Origin of the sequence: Planococcus shenhongbingii (assembly GCF_030413635.1) — a bacterium.
Taxonomy (GTDB): Bacteria; Bacillota; Bacilli; order Bacillales_A; family Planococcaceae; genus Planococcus; species Planococcus shenhongbingii.
The window spans coordinates 1,411,075-1,425,660 of the sequence record NZ_CP129235.1; the positions used below are offsets into that span (position 1 = coordinate 1,411,075).

The window sequence follows — 14,586 nt, forward strand, 5'->3', positions numbered from 1 at the left end:
GAGGTGGAGAAAATGATTTACTTGGACAATAGCGCAACAACCAAACCTAGAAAAGAAGTGCTCGAAACTTTTATTACAGTAAACGAGCAATATTATGCGAATCCTGCCTCCATTCACCGGATGGGAAACGAAGCTGAGGATTTATTGGAAGGGGCGCGTGCCCAAATCAAGCAATTATTAAAGATGGAACACGCCGTCTTTACATCTGGAGGGACCGAATCGAATAATTTAGCATTGTTCGGTGTTGCTAAAGCTTACCAGCACCGGGGAAAACACATCATAACAGCAGTCACCGAGCATCCATCTGTGCTGAAAAGCTTAGAAGCTCTTGAACAGCAAGGGTTTGATATCACGCGTTTGCCGGTCGATCGTTCAGGTGCCATTGATTTGAATGAGTTGAATAACGCACTCAGACAAGATACGATTCTTGTAAGCTTGATGCATGTCAACAATGAAATCGGTACAGTCCATCCAATTGCAGAAATCAAAAAGCTTCTGAAAGGGTCTTGGGCTTTATTCCATGTAGATGCCGTCCAAAGCATTGGGAAAGTTAAACTTCTTGCTGATTCCATGCCGGACTTATTGAGCATCTCAGGCCATAAAATCCATGGACTGAAAGGCAGTGGGGTTTTGGCGTATAACCAAGTGGAATTAGAGGCAATTCTCCACGGCGGTGGGCAGGAGTTCGGTTTGCGAAGCGGGACAGTAGCCGTGCCGCAAGCGGCAGCGCTAGCAAAGGCATTACGCCTGGCAGAACCAAAGCCTGACTATGCAGAATGGAATAAAGACCTTCGCACATTTTTCAAAGGATTTAATGGGGTTAAAATTATCAGTCCGGAAACAGCGGCTCCACATATATTAGCGATTGCACTGAAAGGCTTGAAAGGTGAGATTTTGGTAACAGGGCTTCAACAGGAATCGGTCATTGTCTCCACATCCAGTGCCTGCTCATCCAAAAGCAAAGAAATCAGCCATGTGATTGAAGCAATCGGTGTCCCCCGTGAATTTAAAGAAGGGGTCATTCGCATCAGCTTTGGAGCGTTTACCACCGCGCAGGATATAGCGGAATTGAAAAAAGCATTCGAGCGGGTTTACCGTTTAGTTTAATAAATTTACAGGGAAATAAAGGAGTTTAAACAGCATGAAAACAAACCAAGTCCTTGTCCGTTACGGGGAACTATCAACCAAAGGAAAAAACCGCAGCTCGTTTATCGGACGGCTGCGGGATAACGTCCGCCAGACGTTTTCTGACTTAGAAAGCATCCGGATCAAAGCAGAGCGCGACCGCATGTTTATCTATTCAGATGAGGAAAAGGATATGGAGAAAGTGTTGGAAAGATTGCCACTGGTTTTCGGCATCCAATCATTCAGCCCGGTAACCCAGTCAGAATTGACGTTTGATGCGATGAAGCAAGCAGCGATTGCAGTGGTCAGTAAAGTGGACCGACAAAACAAAAGCTTTAAAGTATCAGTGAAACGGCCGAATAAAGCTTTTCCATATGAGAAACCTGAAATTACGCAGGCAATCGGTTCACATGTACTTCGCAGCTTTCCGGAATTGACTGTCCAAATGAAGCATCCGGATGTTGAACTGAAAGTGGAGATTCGTGAAGAAGCGGCATATATGATGGCAGAAGTGATTCCAGGCGCTGGCGGTTTGCCGGTGGGGGCGGGCGGAAAAGCGCTCTTAATGCTGTCCGGTGGCATCGACAGCCCAGTTGCCGGCTATCATATGCTGAAACGGGGGGTAAGGCTGGAGTTGATCCATTTCTTCAGCCCTCCATTCACCAATGACCGGGCAAAAGAAAAAGTGTTGGATTTAGCGGATAAGTTGAGCCAGTTTGGTTCTTCGGTCAATCTGCATATTATTCCGTTTACGAAACTGCAGCAGGAAGTGCACAAACAAGTGCCGGATAATATCACGATGACGTCGACGCGGCGGATGATGATGCGCGTCGCGGACTTGGTGCTTGCAGAAACAAAATGCCAGGCAATCATTACAGGAGAGAGCCTCGGGCAAGTAGCCAGCCAAACCTTAGAGTCGCTGCATGCCATCAATGCAGTAACGAATACGCCAGTGCTGCGGCCGTTGATCGCGATGGACAAGCTGGATATCATTGAAACGGCACAGCAAATCGGTACTTATGAGATTTCCATTCGTCCCTTTGAAGATTGCTGCACGATTTTCACGCCGTCTAGTCCGAAAACGAAGCCGAAGCTTGAGAAAGTGGAATATTACGAAAAATTTGTATCATTTGATGATCTGATTCAAGAAGCGGTGCAAGAACGAGAAACCATCAAATTTCCGAGGGTGCAGGAAGCGAAGTTCGAGGGCTTGCTATAAAACAACGATAAAAACAGCTATGAGTAAAAGCCGAATTTTACTCATAGCTGTTTTTTCTTTTTTTATAATGATTTTGAATAATTAAAATCTTCCTGTATAATAATAGAAGTATAAAGTCATTCACTCATACAGGGGGATATATAATGAATCGTGAAGAATTGCTGGCACCGGAAAGTTATAATTTAGTCGAAGAAATTGAGAAATTTGCTACAGGCGACGGCAAATTAGCGATTATTTGGGAAAATGACAAAGAAGACTCCCAGCAAGTTACATACGATGAACTGATTCTCCGTGCCAATAAGGCAGCGAACAGTTTTGAAAAAGCAGGTTTGAAAAAAGGAGATATCGTCCTCGTGATGGTGCCGCGCTTGATTGAAGCGTATGTAGCCTATATCGGCGCCTTGAAAGCAGGCTTGGTTGTAATTCCAAGTTCGGAAATGCTGCGGGCAAAAGACATCTCCTACCGTTTAAACCACAGTAACGCAAAAGCGGTCATTGCGTATGAGCCGTTTATGGATCAATTCAATGAAGTGGAAGAAATGAAAAATGTCATTAAATTCGTTATCGGCCATTCCGATCAGTCATGGGTTTCGTTGACAGAAGCAATGGAATCAGCTTCTGACGTTTATCAAGCTGCAGACACGAGAAATGACGATATGGCGTTTTTATCTTACACGTCAGGAACGACAGGGAACCCTAAAGGCGCAGTGCATAGCCATGGCTGGGCTTATGCACATTTGCGGACTTCTGCAGAGCATTGGCTCGGTGCAAAAGAAGGCGATTTGGTCTGGGCGACAGCCAGCCCTGGATGGCAGAAATGGATTTGGAGCCCATTCCTTGCTACTTTGGGCAGCGGAGCAACCGGATTTGTTTATAATGGCAAATTCGATCCGGAAGTTTATCTGCAGATTCTGGAACGCCGCGGAATCAATGTATTATGCTGTACACCAACCGAGTACCGCTTGATGGCGAAACAGAAAAACCTTTCATCATTCGACTTAAAGGCTTTGCACAGTGCAGTTTCCGCCGGTGAACCGTTGAATGCGGAAGTGATCAACGTGTTTAAAGAAAACTTCGGCCTTGAAGTCCGAGACGGCTATGGCCAGACAGAAAATACCTTGCTTGTCGGCGTTATGAAAGGGATGGAAATCCGCATCGGTTCAATGGGGAAACCGACGCCGGGCAACCGGGTGGAAATCATTGATGAATTCGGTAAGCCTGCGCAAGCCGGCGAAGTGGGAGACATTGCTGTCCATGTGAATACACCTGCATTGTTCAAAGGATATTTCAAAGACGACGAACGCACAAAAATGCAGTTCCGTGGTGAATACTATGTGACGGGAGACAAGGCATCGAAAGACGATGACGGTTATTTCTGGTTTGAAGGAAGAGGCGACGACATCATCATTTCCTCCGGCTATACAATCGGACCGTTCGAAGTGGAAGATGCACTCGTCAAACATCCGGCTGTCCAGGAATGTGCAGTAATCGGAGCGCCTGACGAAATCCGCGGAACGATCGTTAAAGCATTTGTCGTTTTGGTTCCAGGCAACGAGCCTTCCGAAGACCTCGTCAAAAACTTGCAGGATCATGTGAAAGAACTGACAGCTCCTTATAAGTATCCGAGGGCGATCGAGTTTGTAGAGGAATTGCCAAAAACCGCATCAGGAAAAATTCGGCGCGTCGAATTGCGCCAAAAAGAACAAGCGAAAAAGTAAGAGCGGAAGTTTTATTAAAATAAGCAGAAGTATGGGGATTGATATTCCATTTCACTCCAGGTGGGTGCTTTTCATGGAATACCCATTAAATGGCCGAGAGTGCAAGGCTATTCAGCAATCTCAACGAAAAGCAAAAGCGGCTGGTGCAAACTGGCTGCTTTTTTCAATTGTTTACTTTAGAATAAGACGGGCATATAATAGTTCTATTATTTCGAGAAACAAAATAAAAGGAAGAATGGTGAGAAAAGCGAGATGGCAGCAGAAAAAAAAGGCATACTATATACGATTTTAACTTACGCCATTTGGGGAATATTACCTCTTTACTGGAAACAAGTCGACCACGTACCAAGTGACGAAATACTGACGTCCCGCATCCTATGGGCTTTTGTTTTGACAGTCTTATTTATCATTGTGATAAATGGCGGAAAACAATTGATTGCTGACTTGAAGAGTTTATGGCAATCCAAAAAAACTTTCTTTACATTAATGCTGGCATCTTATTTGATAACCGCCAATTGGTTTTTGTATATTTTTGCCGTTACAAACGACCGGATTGTTGAAACGAGCATGGGCTATTACATCAATCCGCTTGTTTCGATGCTGCTGGGTGTTTTCTTTTTAAAGGAAAAATTATCACCGGCTATTAAAGTCGCTTTTGTGCTTGCGGCAATTGGTGTCAGCATCTTGGCGATCTCGTATGGTACGCTGCCATGGCTGGCTTTCGGGATGGCTTTAAGTTTTGCGTTCTACGGCTTGATCAAAAAGACCATCAAATTGGATGCGCTGCGGGGACTGGCACTTGAAACTTTGTTTGTGCTGCCGCTTGCGATTATCTACTATATTTATCTGTTTTCCACCAGCCAGGCTTCTTTCCTGAACGAAGGAGCTTCGACAGATATTCTGCTTATCATCAGCGGTGCCGCTACAGCGCTTCCTTTGGTTTTATTTGCAACAGGGGCTCCTCTTATTCCCATGTATATGATCGGATTTTTGCAATACATCGCACCGACGTTGATGCTCCTTTTGGGCGTATTGGTTTACGGTGAATCCTTCAATCGAATCAGCGCAATTTCATTTTCATTCATTTGGGTAGCGTTGATCATATTTACGACCTCAAAAGTTTTGGAAGCAAGAGGCATTAAAAAAGAGAAGTTGAATGCGCAGCATTGATTCATCCGAGGTAAAATGAAACATTTGTACAAGATAGCCGTATAATAAAGAGAGAAAAAAGGAGGTCAAATGATAAATGAATACGAAGAGATGGATAGCATTGGTTGTAGCAGCGGCTATACTGGGGATTTCGTTGGTCATCAACTCAGCATTTGCGATTTTCCAAAGCACACTAGGCACAGGCGTTGACGATTTGCTGGCTACGGCACAAACAGATGTTTCAGAAGAAGTGATTGAAGACGGCGATTTTAATAAGCGGATTGCGGTTTTGAATGTGGAAGGAACCATCCAGGATACCGGCGAAGCTTCTGCGCTGCTCGGACAGACCGGATATAACCACGGCTTGTTCATGGAACAATTAGAGCAAGTGAAAAATGACGATACGGTAAAAGCTGTCATGCTGAAAGTCAATTCGCCGGGCGGCGGAGTAGTCGAATCAGCGGAAATCCACGATAAAATTACAGAAATTCAGGAAGAAACAAAAAAACCTTTCTATGTCTCAATGGGCGCCACTGCAGCTTCCGGCGGCTACTACATTTCAGCCCCGGCGGACAAAATTTTTGTGAACCGTGAAACAATGACGGGTTCTCTTGGTGTCATTATGCAAACGGTCAATTATGGGAAATTGGCAGAAAAATATGGAGTGGAATTTGTAACCATCAAATCGGGGCCATTCAAGGATATCGGAAATCCGACGCGTGAAATGACTGCGGATGAGCAAGCCATTCTCCAGGAAATGCTGAATGATTCCTACGAATCGTTTGTTGACGTAATCGCCGAAGGGCGGGATATGTCCGAGGAACAGGTTAAAAAGCTTGCTGATGGACGCATCATGAACGGCAGACAGGCAGTCGACGCGAAGCTGGCAGATGACTTCGGCTTCGAAGAAGATGTGCTGGCAGCGCTTCGCACAGACTTCAATTTGGAAGATGCTCAAGTCTTTGAATATGGAGCATCTCAAGGGCTTGGGTCACTGTTTTCAATGAAGCTTAATTCATTGTTTGGCAAAGACCTGGAATCGCAAATGATCACTAAATTGCTAACCGAAAATAGCTCGCCGCGTATGATGTATTTGTATGGTGAAAAATAAGGAGGGGCGATGACAATGACAAATCATATGGATAATGAAACTCATTCTGTGGAAAATGTGCAGAACAATCGCCCTGTTGAACCGAATTATAAAGAAGTGATGTTTTATGAACGCAAGCCTGCTGGCTTTTGGGTGCGGTTCTGGGCATACTTGATCGATCTTCTGCTCATTGCTTCCGTTACTTCGATTTTAATTAAACCGATATTTTTATTGATCGGATTAGAAACATCCAGCAATACATGGTACGCCCCATACGCCATTATTTCCGCTGTCGTTTTCTATGCCTATTTCGTGCTGATGACGAAGTTTTTTGAACAGACAGTAGGCAAAATGATTTTAGGGCTGCGTGTCGTTTCTTTAAAAGAAGAAAAGCTGTCATGGGGGACGTTGTTGTTCCGTGAATGGATAGGCCGTTTTATATCTGCCACCATCTGGCCTTTGTACTGGATTGTCGGGTTTACAAAATTAAAACAAGGAATCCATGACTTTGTAGCAGATACTACTGTCATCCATGAAGAGACATACCGCAAGCGAATTCTGTTTGAGAAAAAACGTTCTGAAGGGTCTGAGTTGCAAGAGGCCGAAACGTTCTAGTAAGATAAGGGTATGTTGAAAGGGAGGCGTTATTATTGGTACAAATTACGTTCAAGCAAAATCCTGTGACTTTACCAGGCAAAGAAGTGAAAGTGGGAGATCAGGCTCCAGGATTCAAAGTTCTGGCAAATGATTTAAGCCCGGTTACATTGCAGGATACGACAGGGAAAGTTCGTTTAATCAGCGTAGTTCCTTCGCTTGATACCGGTGTTTGTTCGCTGCAGTCGAAACGTTTTGACCAAGAAGCGGCATCACTTGGCGATAACGTGGAAGTATTGACGATTTCAGCTGATCTTCCATTTGCTCAGAAACGCTGGTCTGAAGAGAACGGCACGAATGGCATTACTCTTTTGTCTGACCACCGGGATCTGTCTTTTGGTGAAGAATACGGTGTTGCCATGGAGGAGCTTCGTTTATTGGCACGTTCGATTTTTGTCATCGATGAAAATGATAAAGTCGCATACGTGGAATATGTCTCTGAAGGCACTGATCATCCGGATTACGATAAAGCAATTGAAGCCGTGAAGGCATTAACAAACTAATACAAGAAACCCACTCCTGCTGAGTGGGTTTCCTTATTGAGGACGGATTATAGATGAATTCAGCAATGGAAAAGATTTTTAATTTTATTGATCAGCATGCGACAGAAATGCAGAAAGAGCAGGATCTGCCGTATCTGGAAAGTTTACTGGAAACAACTGAGACATGGCTGGATGGGCATATCCAGCCTTCGGAACAAGCGGGCAAAGAAGATGTCCGGAAAGCAATCCAGCTGGCTGTATTAAAAGGGATGAAGGAGCATGTACAGCCGCATCACCAGATGACGCCGGATGCACTTGGCCTTTTAGTGGGTTATTTAGTGGAGCTTTTTGTGAAAGAGAAAGAGTTCACGCTGCTCGATCCAGCGCTTGGCACAGGAAATCTGCTGTTGACGGTGATGAATTACTTGGATGGCCGCATTACCGGAGCAGGTGTTGAAATTGATGATATGCTGATCCGGTTGGCAGCTTCAACGGCGGATTTGGTCGAACAGCCGGTCACTTTTTACCGCCAGGATGCCTTGCAGCCTTTATTGATTGATCCTGTGGATGCAGTAGTCGCTGACTTGCCGGTTGGTTATTATCCGGATGAAGAAATAGCGGCAACTTATGAATTGAAGGCAGAAGAAGGCTTGTCGTATGCGCATCACTTATTTATTGAACAAGCATTGAAGCATACAGTGGACGGTGGCTATCTGTTTTTGGTCATTCCAAAAGCCTTATTTGAATCGCCCCAGGCCGGCCAGCTGCATACTTTCTTAAAAAAGACGGCTTACATTCAGTCGGTTATGGAGCTGCCTGACAGCTTATTCAAGAATTCAGCTTTTGCTAAAGGCATTCTGATTTTGCAGAAGAAAAAAGAAGGCATTAAAGCGCCGAAGGAAGTCCTGTTGGCACGTGTACCGAGCATGTCGAATGCCAATTCAATGGCTAAATTCTTTTCGCAAGTCAGCCAGTGGTTCAAAGAAAATAAACAGTAAATATGGAACATATTGTGTTATAATGGAAGTCATTAATACATCCGTGATTGATAGTCTTAAAAGAAAAGAGGGATGGACATGACGGAAACAAATGAAACTCCTAAAAAAGTAAGTTTGCAGGAAGCGGTTAAACGCCAGTTGGAAGCAAAGAAAAACCAGGCTTCGAACAACAAAGGCGGCAGTGGCGCTTCACTGGAAACAAAAAAGATGAAGAGCCAGCAAACCAAAAAAGTGAATAATACACGGCGGAAAATGGGCGTGTAATGAGGAACCCGGCATTTGGATGCCGGGTTTTTTCTATTGAGTGGAACAGTTGCTGAAGGAACTTCAATCGACATGCAGGTGAAAAATCCAGTATGATGGAATTCAATACAACAAAAGGGGAAATGAGAAATGACCACAATCGGATTTGTTAGACATGGCATAACAGATTGGAACATGCAGCGGATTGCGCAAGGCAGTTCGGACATTCCGTTAAACGAAACCGGCAGAGAGCAAGCGCGTGCTATTGCAGAGCGGCTGGCACAAGAAGAACCTTGGGATGCCATCATATCCAGTGATTTGATCCGCGCCAGGGAAACGGCGGAAATCATTGCTGAGAAACTGGGGATGTCGGTCAGCCGGATTGAACCTCTCATCCGTGAACTGTCTGGCGGCCAGATTGAAGGGTCCACAGAAGAAGAACGCATTCAAAAATGGGGTGTGGACTGGCGGACATTGGATCTTGGCATGGAGAAGAAGGAAGAAGGCGCTAAAAGAGGACGGGAAGCCATTGAGGCAGCTTTAGCAAAATATCCGGGCAAACGAGTTTTAATGGTCAGCCACGGTGCTTTGATTGGCACTACATTGAAAAGCCTTTTGCCTGAACGTTTCACTAAAACAAATCTACATAATACATCGATTACGATTTTGGAGAATATTGAAAGCAAATGGGAATGCACGCTTTATAACTGCACGAAGCATTTGCCTGAAATGGTTCAGGAAGAAGTTGCTGGAAAAAGGAAATGAAAGTCAGACAAGAGATGCCTGGAGATTGAGGCATCTCTTTTTTTGCCTTTTTTAAAAATTCATTATGTTTTTTGAAATGTTTGTTTAATTCATCGCTGATTCCTTTATAATGGAAATACTTATTAAGGAAGTGAGCAAAAACAGATTTTTTGGGGGAGCAGAAGCTAATTATACTTATGGACCTTTTGGCGTATTTACGCTGCTGCGCACGGTATTCTATACGCTTGTCATCTTCCCATTGGTTTTATTCCTGGCGATTCTTATTCTGGCATTTAGAAACAAATTTCTAAATCATTTTGCGGTTGTCTCTTTATCGGCACTCACTGTATGGCTGGCAGTGCAGCTTATGTATTACCATGGAATTCTTGTGGATGAGCTTGGGTTAGAGGGGATCCTGTTGAGACTTACCTGTTTCTCGCCATTCTCGCTCTTGGATTCATCAATCCGGTTGTCTATTTCTATATGCAAAAGGAGTGTAAATCATGATGGAAAACCGTGACGGAGCAAAAAAAAATTTAGAGCTTGTGCAGAAAAACCTGAAGGCCGACTGTGGAAATTGTTTCGCTCTCTGCTGTGCGGGTCTTTGTTTTACAGCATCTGCTGATTTTGCTTTTGATAAAGCGGCCGGTGTGCCTTGTCCAAATCTGCAATCCGATTTCCGCTGCGGTATTCATGAGGATCTCCGTCGGAGCGGTTTTAAAGGATGCACGGTGTTCGACTGCTACGGGTCCGGCCAAAAGGTCTCACAGGTGACGTTCAAGGGAAAAGATTGGCGGAAAGATCCCGGTGCGGCGAAAGAGATGTTTGCGGTGTTTCCGGTAATGACCCAGCTGCATGAAATGCTATGGTATTTAGCGGATGCGATGAAACAAGAAACAGCTAAGCAAATTTATAATGAACTGGAAGAAATGATGCAAAAAACAGAACGGCTGACTTTATTGGAAGTGCCGGAACTAATGGCTTTGGATATCCCCATCCATCGTGCTCAAGTCAACGATTTGCTGGTGAAAGCCAGTGAACTGGCCAGAGCCGATGTTTTAAAACGAAACAAAGGACGGAAAAGCAAAAAACTAACCCAGCGGAATGCAGATATGATGGGAGCAGAATTAAAAGGAGCCGACTTGAAGGGCGTCGATTTTAGAGGAGCTTATTTCATAGCGGGGAACTTGCGTCAAGCGGACTTGAGGACGGCAGATTTAATCGGTGCTGATTTCCGGGATGCCGACATCAGCGGAGCCGATTTGTCCACAAGTCTTTTCCTGACACAGGTTCAGGCAAACGCGGCCATCGGAGATTGCCATACGAAATTGCCGGAAGCGATCTCGCGGCCAGACCATTGGGCAAAGAAGCCGAGAATTTTTTAACGGATCTATAAATTATTGAAAGCAGGAGAAGCCATGTTGCCCCAGGAACTCGCAGTCCAGAAGATTTGTGCAAGTTTAAAAACCGATCCATTCGTACGGGCGGTTTATCTAAAAGGATCAATGGGCAGGAATGAACACGATGAGCATTCCGACGTTGATCTTTATTGTCTCGTTGACGAAGAAAATGAAAAACATTTTATGGATAATCGGTTGCACCATTTACAGGCATACCGGCCGGTTATATTCAAAGACGATATTTTCATCATTGCTCCTCAAATCATCGCAGTCTTCGACAATCTTTTGCATATCGATTTGTTTACGGTAACTCCAGAGAAGTTTACGGAAAAAGATTATTTCAAGGTGCTATATGATCCTGATAACGTAATGGAAAGATTTGTGGCTACACAGAGCCTGGAATTGGATGAAAGTGAATTCCGGGATGATGTAATCGATGTAGCATGGTTCCTGTTCCAGTATCAAAAAGCGGCAGCCAGAGGTAATGGTATCTGGGCCGTGAAGATGCTGTCGAGCGTCATGGACCATTTGGCGAGGGTGCTGCTTTATAAATATGCTCCAGAGCGTGCACGTTTAGGGTTGAAGGCGATCAGCAAGGCGCTGCCGGCTGTGGTTTTATTGAAAACAGAAAATATATTCAATCAGATGACCGCAAGCCGGCATGCAGAAGCAGCCTCGCAAATCAGCAAGCTAGTGGAAGAGGAAATTGAATGGATTCTTGCCCGAGTCGCGGAAAGAGACCAGATAGAAACATTGCTCAGAAAAATGGTGGAAATCCATACGCGCCAAGAAACAAAAAGAAGCTTATAACAGAATGAGAATCTTTAAGTTTACAATATACTTATTATGGCGAAGCAGGATGTGGCAAAATGGAAATAAAACTTGAGCAATTGACTGGTGCTGACTCAGAAGCGCTGTTTGAGTTTGAAATGAAGAATAGGAGTTTTTTTGAAGAAAGAATTCCTAGCCGTGGAGACGAATATTATCAGCGGGATGTATTTGAGCGAAATCATCAAATTTTACTAAAAGAACATTCGGCAGGGGATTCTGTCTTTTATTTAATAAAAAATGGGGAAGGTTCTATCCTGGGGCGTCTCAATCTGGCGGATATCGATCAAACAAACCAAAGCGGATATTTGGGGTATCGAGTGGGACAATCATTCGTCGGCCATGGAATTGCCAGCCGGGCTGTAAAAATTCTTCTTCAATCAGCCGATGATATAAACATTCAGCAGATAGAAGCGAAAACTACAACCAACAATAAAGCCTCTCAAAAAGTATTGAAGAAAAATGGATTCAAGCAAATAGAAATTATGGATGAAGAAATTATTTTAAACGGTGAGCAAGTGAAATTTGTTTATTATATATGGCGTAAATGGAATAAGCACAACCATAAAAACAGTTCAGGTTTTTTCGACTGAACTGTTTTTATGGTTGTGTCCAGCAAATTATAGAAATTGTTCAAGTGGAATCAAATGATTTCAAACAGCTCTGTATAAATGTTTAGGAAATGCGCTTCCAATTGTTGTTCCAATTTACCGCCTAAAGCATAATAGTCTCTGTCCGCTTTTTCCACCAATTCATAAAATGCCTGTTCATCCATTTCACCATTCTCCAAAGCCCTAAACAAGCGCCACAGCTCTTCGCCGTATTTCTTTATAATCTGTCCATAGTCGTCAGCACCGATTTTCTCCAAAGCAACTGACAAATCATTCAGATAAAGAGTGATTCCAACCTCCTCAATGTACTCCTGAACCCAGTTGAACAAGATTTCATGGCCACCGCTTTCGAGTTCGGAATAGTACTGGAAAGCTAGAAAACTTTCGTTTATTAAAGGATTATTCGTAGGAAAATCATGGCTGCTGATTTCGAAAATGACCGCGTTCCAAATATCTGCAGAGTCCTTCAACTCCGTTTTCTTCATTGTCGGTTTCATGAAATCGCTCCTATCTTGGATTAAGAGAATGAAAAACTATAAAGGCAGTTCGTAATGGAGATATATTGAGTCTGGCATATAGCCATTTCTTTCATACCGTCTTTGAGCAGCTGCATTATCATTCGCAGTGCTCAGACTAAAAATATTTTTATCCTGCAATAGTTGGCCGGACCCAAAGTTTAGAAAAGTCCACATATCCAAAATGGCTGATGTTGATATTCATCAAGTCAGCGGAAAAAGGAATTTGCCGTTTTTCATAATAGAGGGGGATCAGAATAGATGAATCCATCAATGCTTTTTCAACTTTTAAATTTAATGAAAGCCATTCTTCAAAGGGACTATGTACATACTTTTCTAACAAATGGCTTAAATTTTCATCTGTATTGATCATCTTCACCAGAGGGGAATTTCCGTTTTTAAGAAAATGGTAAAAAGAGAAATTTTGATTCATTTCAAATACTTCCCCACGGATGAAAAGGTCTGCCTGCTGGTCTATTCCATTATCAAACAACATTTCTTCAAATGGCAAATGTTGAATTTCGATCGGAATCCCTTCTTTTTCAAAGGCAGCTTGAATCCATGCGGTAGCTTTTTCCAAGTAATCCGTTGTTTTGATGATAAGCGGTTTCGTGAAAATAGGTCGTTTAACTTCCTCGACTTGATAATGCTGATTTTGTCCAATCAGCATGCTTTGGTGATTAGGCAAAGCCCGAGGGTTATATTGGACGATTTCATGCCGGTATTTTGCAATGATCCAGTGGAGATAATCACGCACTTCTTTTCGTCGGATATCTGAATTCCGAAAGGCGTTCATGATGACCACCCCAACACCTGAGTCGCTTTCCACCATAAACGTTTTTTCCGTATCCGGTTGTGTCGCTGAGCGGTAGACAAAGTCGAAATCGCTCGGAACTTGGACGAATTCAACCCGATCCAATAAAGGGCGTTCACCAAAAAAATCCTTAAAAGCATGTAAAACTGTTTTGAAATCATGGCTGTTGTCAGCGTAAAAACTGCCGGTTCCAATCAACTGTCCTTGACTTTCTTTATAAATGCTTGAGTTCATCAAGCCCAGCATTTGGAGGCAATAACTGCAGCCTGAGGGAAAATCAAAATCGATCACTAAAGGACCAACTGCTTGGATCTTTTCAACCGGTTCCCATAATTCTTTGTAGTGGACATGGGTACGCAGTCGATTCAAACACTCCGCCACATCTTCAGCCGTCAGAAAAGAATCATCATGGAACTTCACATCTTTTTTCAAATACATTCTCAACCTGGTTGCCGACACATCCCAGCTATGGGCAAGTTCAGGCAAAACCTTGCCTGCTGCATCAACAGCCACAAGCCGATTGAAGATAGTGGCGACGACATTAGCGCTTTGAATATCGGCCGCTTCCAAAGGATGCATCGTTGTAACTGCATATTTTCTCGGAATGATTAATTTGTCGACATCACTGGTATGTTGGAAAAAACCGAATTTCGATCGAAATTTATTGATGAGGCGAGTTTTGCTGTCGATTGACCAATCGTACATTAAATACTTGCTGCTTGTTTCAACTGCTTCTTGTTCAATAATTTCCATCAGCTGTTTCTCATAAATTTCTTCCACATTTTTCAGCCACTGCAGTTCAGAAGAGTTGCCTCTTCCACGTCCGGAAATGTAGTTAAACCAGCCTTCCGCTGCCCACTTTCGGATATAACGAGTGGCTTGTTTGGCGCTTAAATCGAGGACCTCAACAATTTTCTCTTTTTTTATTTCACCAGAAGGGACTGCTTGCCAAAGCGCCAATAAATTCTTTTCCACTTCACCATCTCCTAAAAAGTA

Annotated in this window: 16 protein-coding genes; 14 read left to right on the plus strand and 2 right to left on the minus strand. The window is 43.6% G+C overall.

Features of this window, described 5'->3' with window-relative positions:
• The first annotated feature begins 12 nt into the window (after positions 1-12).
• The 14 genes from QWY16_RS07015 (at position 13) to QWY16_RS07080 (ending at position 12,243) form a co-directional block, all read left to right on the plus strand.
• Complete coding sequence (locus QWY16_RS07015; RefSeq protein ID WP_300992249.1) at positions 13-1,107, plus strand: cysteine desulfurase family protein; 1,095 nt, start codon at positions 13-15, stop codon at positions 1,105-1,107.
• A gap of 34 nt (positions 1,108-1,141) precedes the next feature.
• Positions 1,142-2,344 carry a tRNA uracil 4-sulfurtransferase ThiI gene (gene thiI, locus QWY16_RS07020; protein ID WP_300992250.1) on the plus strand — a complete coding sequence of 401 codons (1,203 nt, stop codon included), beginning with the start codon at positions 1,142-1,144 and terminating at the stop codon, positions 2,342-2,344.
• Positions 2,345-2,487: 143 nt separating this feature from the next.
• Positions 2,488-4,062 (plus strand): acyl-CoA synthetase MbcS, encoded by a 1,575-nt coding sequence (gene mbcS, locus QWY16_RS07025; RefSeq protein ID WP_300992251.1) that lies wholly within the window; start codon positions 2,488-2,490, stop codon positions 4,060-4,062.
• Between the two features lie 73 nt (positions 4,063-4,135).
• A complete protein-coding gene (locus QWY16_RS07030) occupies positions 4,136-4,354 on the plus strand; it encodes a hypothetical protein (protein WP_300992252.1) in 219 nt (72 codons plus the stop codon).
• On the plus strand, positions 4,315-5,232 hold the full coding sequence (gene rarD, locus QWY16_RS07035; protein ID WP_300992253.1) for an EamA family transporter RarD: 918 nt from the start codon (positions 4,315-4,317) through the stop codon (positions 5,230-5,232). Before QWY16_RS07030 ends, rarD begins: the two co-directional genes overlap by 40 nt.
• 76 nt (positions 5,233-5,308) lie before the next feature.
• Positions 5,309-6,322, plus strand: a complete 1,014-nt coding sequence (gene sppA / locus QWY16_RS07040) for a signal peptide peptidase SppA (protein ID WP_300992254.1) — start codon at positions 5,309-5,311, stop codon at positions 6,320-6,322.
• Positions 6,323-6,337: 15 nt separating this feature from the next.
• A complete protein-coding gene (locus QWY16_RS07045) occupies positions 6,338-6,916 on the plus strand; it encodes an RDD family protein (RefSeq protein WP_300992255.1) in 579 nt (192 codons plus the stop codon).
• A gap of 35 nt (positions 6,917-6,951) precedes the next feature.
• Positions 6,952-7,458: a thiol peroxidase gene (gene tpx / locus QWY16_RS07050; RefSeq protein WP_300992256.1), complete on the plus strand. Its 507-nt coding sequence runs from the start codon at positions 6,952-6,954 to the stop codon at positions 7,456-7,458.
• 53 nt (positions 7,459-7,511) lie between these two features.
• Positions 7,512-8,435: a class I SAM-dependent methyltransferase gene (locus QWY16_RS07055; RefSeq protein ID WP_300992257.1), complete on the plus strand. Its 924-nt coding sequence runs from the start codon at positions 7,512-7,514 to the stop codon at positions 8,433-8,435.
• A 78-nt stretch (positions 8,436-8,513) separates the two neighbouring features.
• Positions 8,514-8,699: a hypothetical protein gene (locus QWY16_RS07060; RefSeq protein WP_300992258.1), complete on the plus strand. Its 186-nt coding sequence runs from the start codon at positions 8,514-8,516 to the stop codon at positions 8,697-8,699.
• 129 nt (positions 8,700-8,828) lie between these two features.
• Positions 8,829-9,443: a histidine phosphatase family protein gene (locus tag QWY16_RS07065; RefSeq protein ID WP_300992259.1), complete on the plus strand. Its 615-nt coding sequence runs from the start codon at positions 8,829-8,831 to the stop codon at positions 9,441-9,443.
• Positions 9,444-9,925: 482 nt separating this feature from the next.
• Entirely contained in the window at positions 9,926-10,807 is an 882-nt protein-coding gene (locus tag QWY16_RS07070; RefSeq protein ID WP_300992260.1) for a pentapeptide repeat-containing protein, read from the plus strand.
• 33 nt (positions 10,808-10,840) lie between these two features.
• Positions 10,841-11,632, plus strand: coding sequence for a nucleotidyltransferase domain-containing protein (locus QWY16_RS07075; protein ID WP_300992261.1), 792 nt, complete (start codon positions 10,841-10,843; stop codon positions 11,630-11,632).
• A gap of 59 nt (positions 11,633-11,691) precedes the next feature.
• On the plus strand, positions 11,692-12,243 hold the full coding sequence (locus QWY16_RS07080; protein ID WP_300992262.1) for a GNAT family N-acetyltransferase: 552 nt from the start codon (positions 11,692-11,694) through the stop codon (positions 12,241-12,243).
• Positions 12,244-12,293: 50 nt separating this feature from the next.
• Here the strand turns inward: QWY16_RS07080 and QWY16_RS07085 are convergent, their stop codons facing one another.
• Positions 12,294-12,758 (minus strand): hypothetical protein, encoded by a 465-nt coding sequence (locus tag QWY16_RS07085; RefSeq protein ID WP_300992263.1) that lies wholly within the window; start codon positions 12,756-12,758, stop codon positions 12,294-12,296.
• A gap of 148 nt (positions 12,759-12,906) precedes the next feature.
• Entirely contained in the window at positions 12,907-14,565 is a 1,659-nt protein-coding gene (locus QWY16_RS07090) for an ABC transporter substrate-binding protein (protein WP_300992264.1), read from the minus strand.
• Between the last annotated feature and the right edge of the window lie 21 nt (positions 14,566-14,586).

Bases quoted from the DNA above. Each gene is read 5' to 3' on its own strand.
- QWY16_RS07085 (WP_300992263.1), bottom strand. From the start codon at position 12,758: ATGAAACCGACAATGAAGAAAACGGAGTTGAAGGACTCTGCAGATATT.
- QWY16_RS07060 (WP_300992258.1), top strand. From the start codon at position 8,514: ATGACGGAAACAAATGAAACTCCTAAAAAAGTAAGTTTGCAGGAAGCG.
- rarD (WP_300992253.1), top strand. From the start codon at position 4,315: ATGGCAGCAGAAAAAAAAGGCATACTATATACGATTTTAACTTACGCC.
- mbcS (WP_300992251.1), top strand. From the start codon at position 2,488: ATGAATCGTGAAGAATTGCTGGCACCGGAAAGTTATAATTTAGTCGAA.
- QWY16_RS07015 (WP_300992249.1), top strand. From the start codon at position 13: ATGATTTACTTGGACAATAGCGCAACAACCAAACCTAGAAAAGAAGTG.
- QWY16_RS07070 (WP_300992260.1), top strand. From the start codon at position 9,926: ATGATGGAAAACCGTGACGGAGCAAAAAAAAATTTAGAGCTTGTGCAG.
- QWY16_RS07055 (WP_300992257.1), top strand. From the start codon at position 7,512: ATGAATTCAGCAATGGAAAAGATTTTTAATTTTATTGATCAGCATGCG.
- thiI (WP_300992250.1), top strand. From the start codon at position 1,142: ATGAAAACAAACCAAGTCCTTGTCCGTTACGGGGAACTATCAACCAAA.
- sppA (WP_300992254.1), top strand. From the start codon at position 5,309: ATGAATACGAAGAGATGGATAGCATTGGTTGTAGCAGCGGCTATACTG.
- QWY16_RS07065 (WP_300992259.1), top strand. From the start codon at position 8,829: ATGACCACAATCGGATTTGTTAGACATGGCATAACAGATTGGAACATG.
- QWY16_RS07045 (WP_300992255.1), top strand. From the start codon at position 6,338: ATGACAAATCATATGGATAATGAAACTCATTCTGTGGAAAATGTGCAG.
- QWY16_RS07030 (WP_300992252.1), top strand. From the start codon at position 4,136: ATGGAATACCCATTAAATGGCCGAGAGTGCAAGGCTATTCAGCAATCT.
- QWY16_RS07075 (WP_300992261.1), top strand. From the start codon at position 10,841: ATGTTGCCCCAGGAACTCGCAGTCCAGAAGATTTGTGCAAGTTTAAAA.
- QWY16_RS07080 (WP_300992262.1), top strand. From the start codon at position 11,692: ATGGAAATAAAACTTGAGCAATTGACTGGTGCTGACTCAGAAGCGCTG.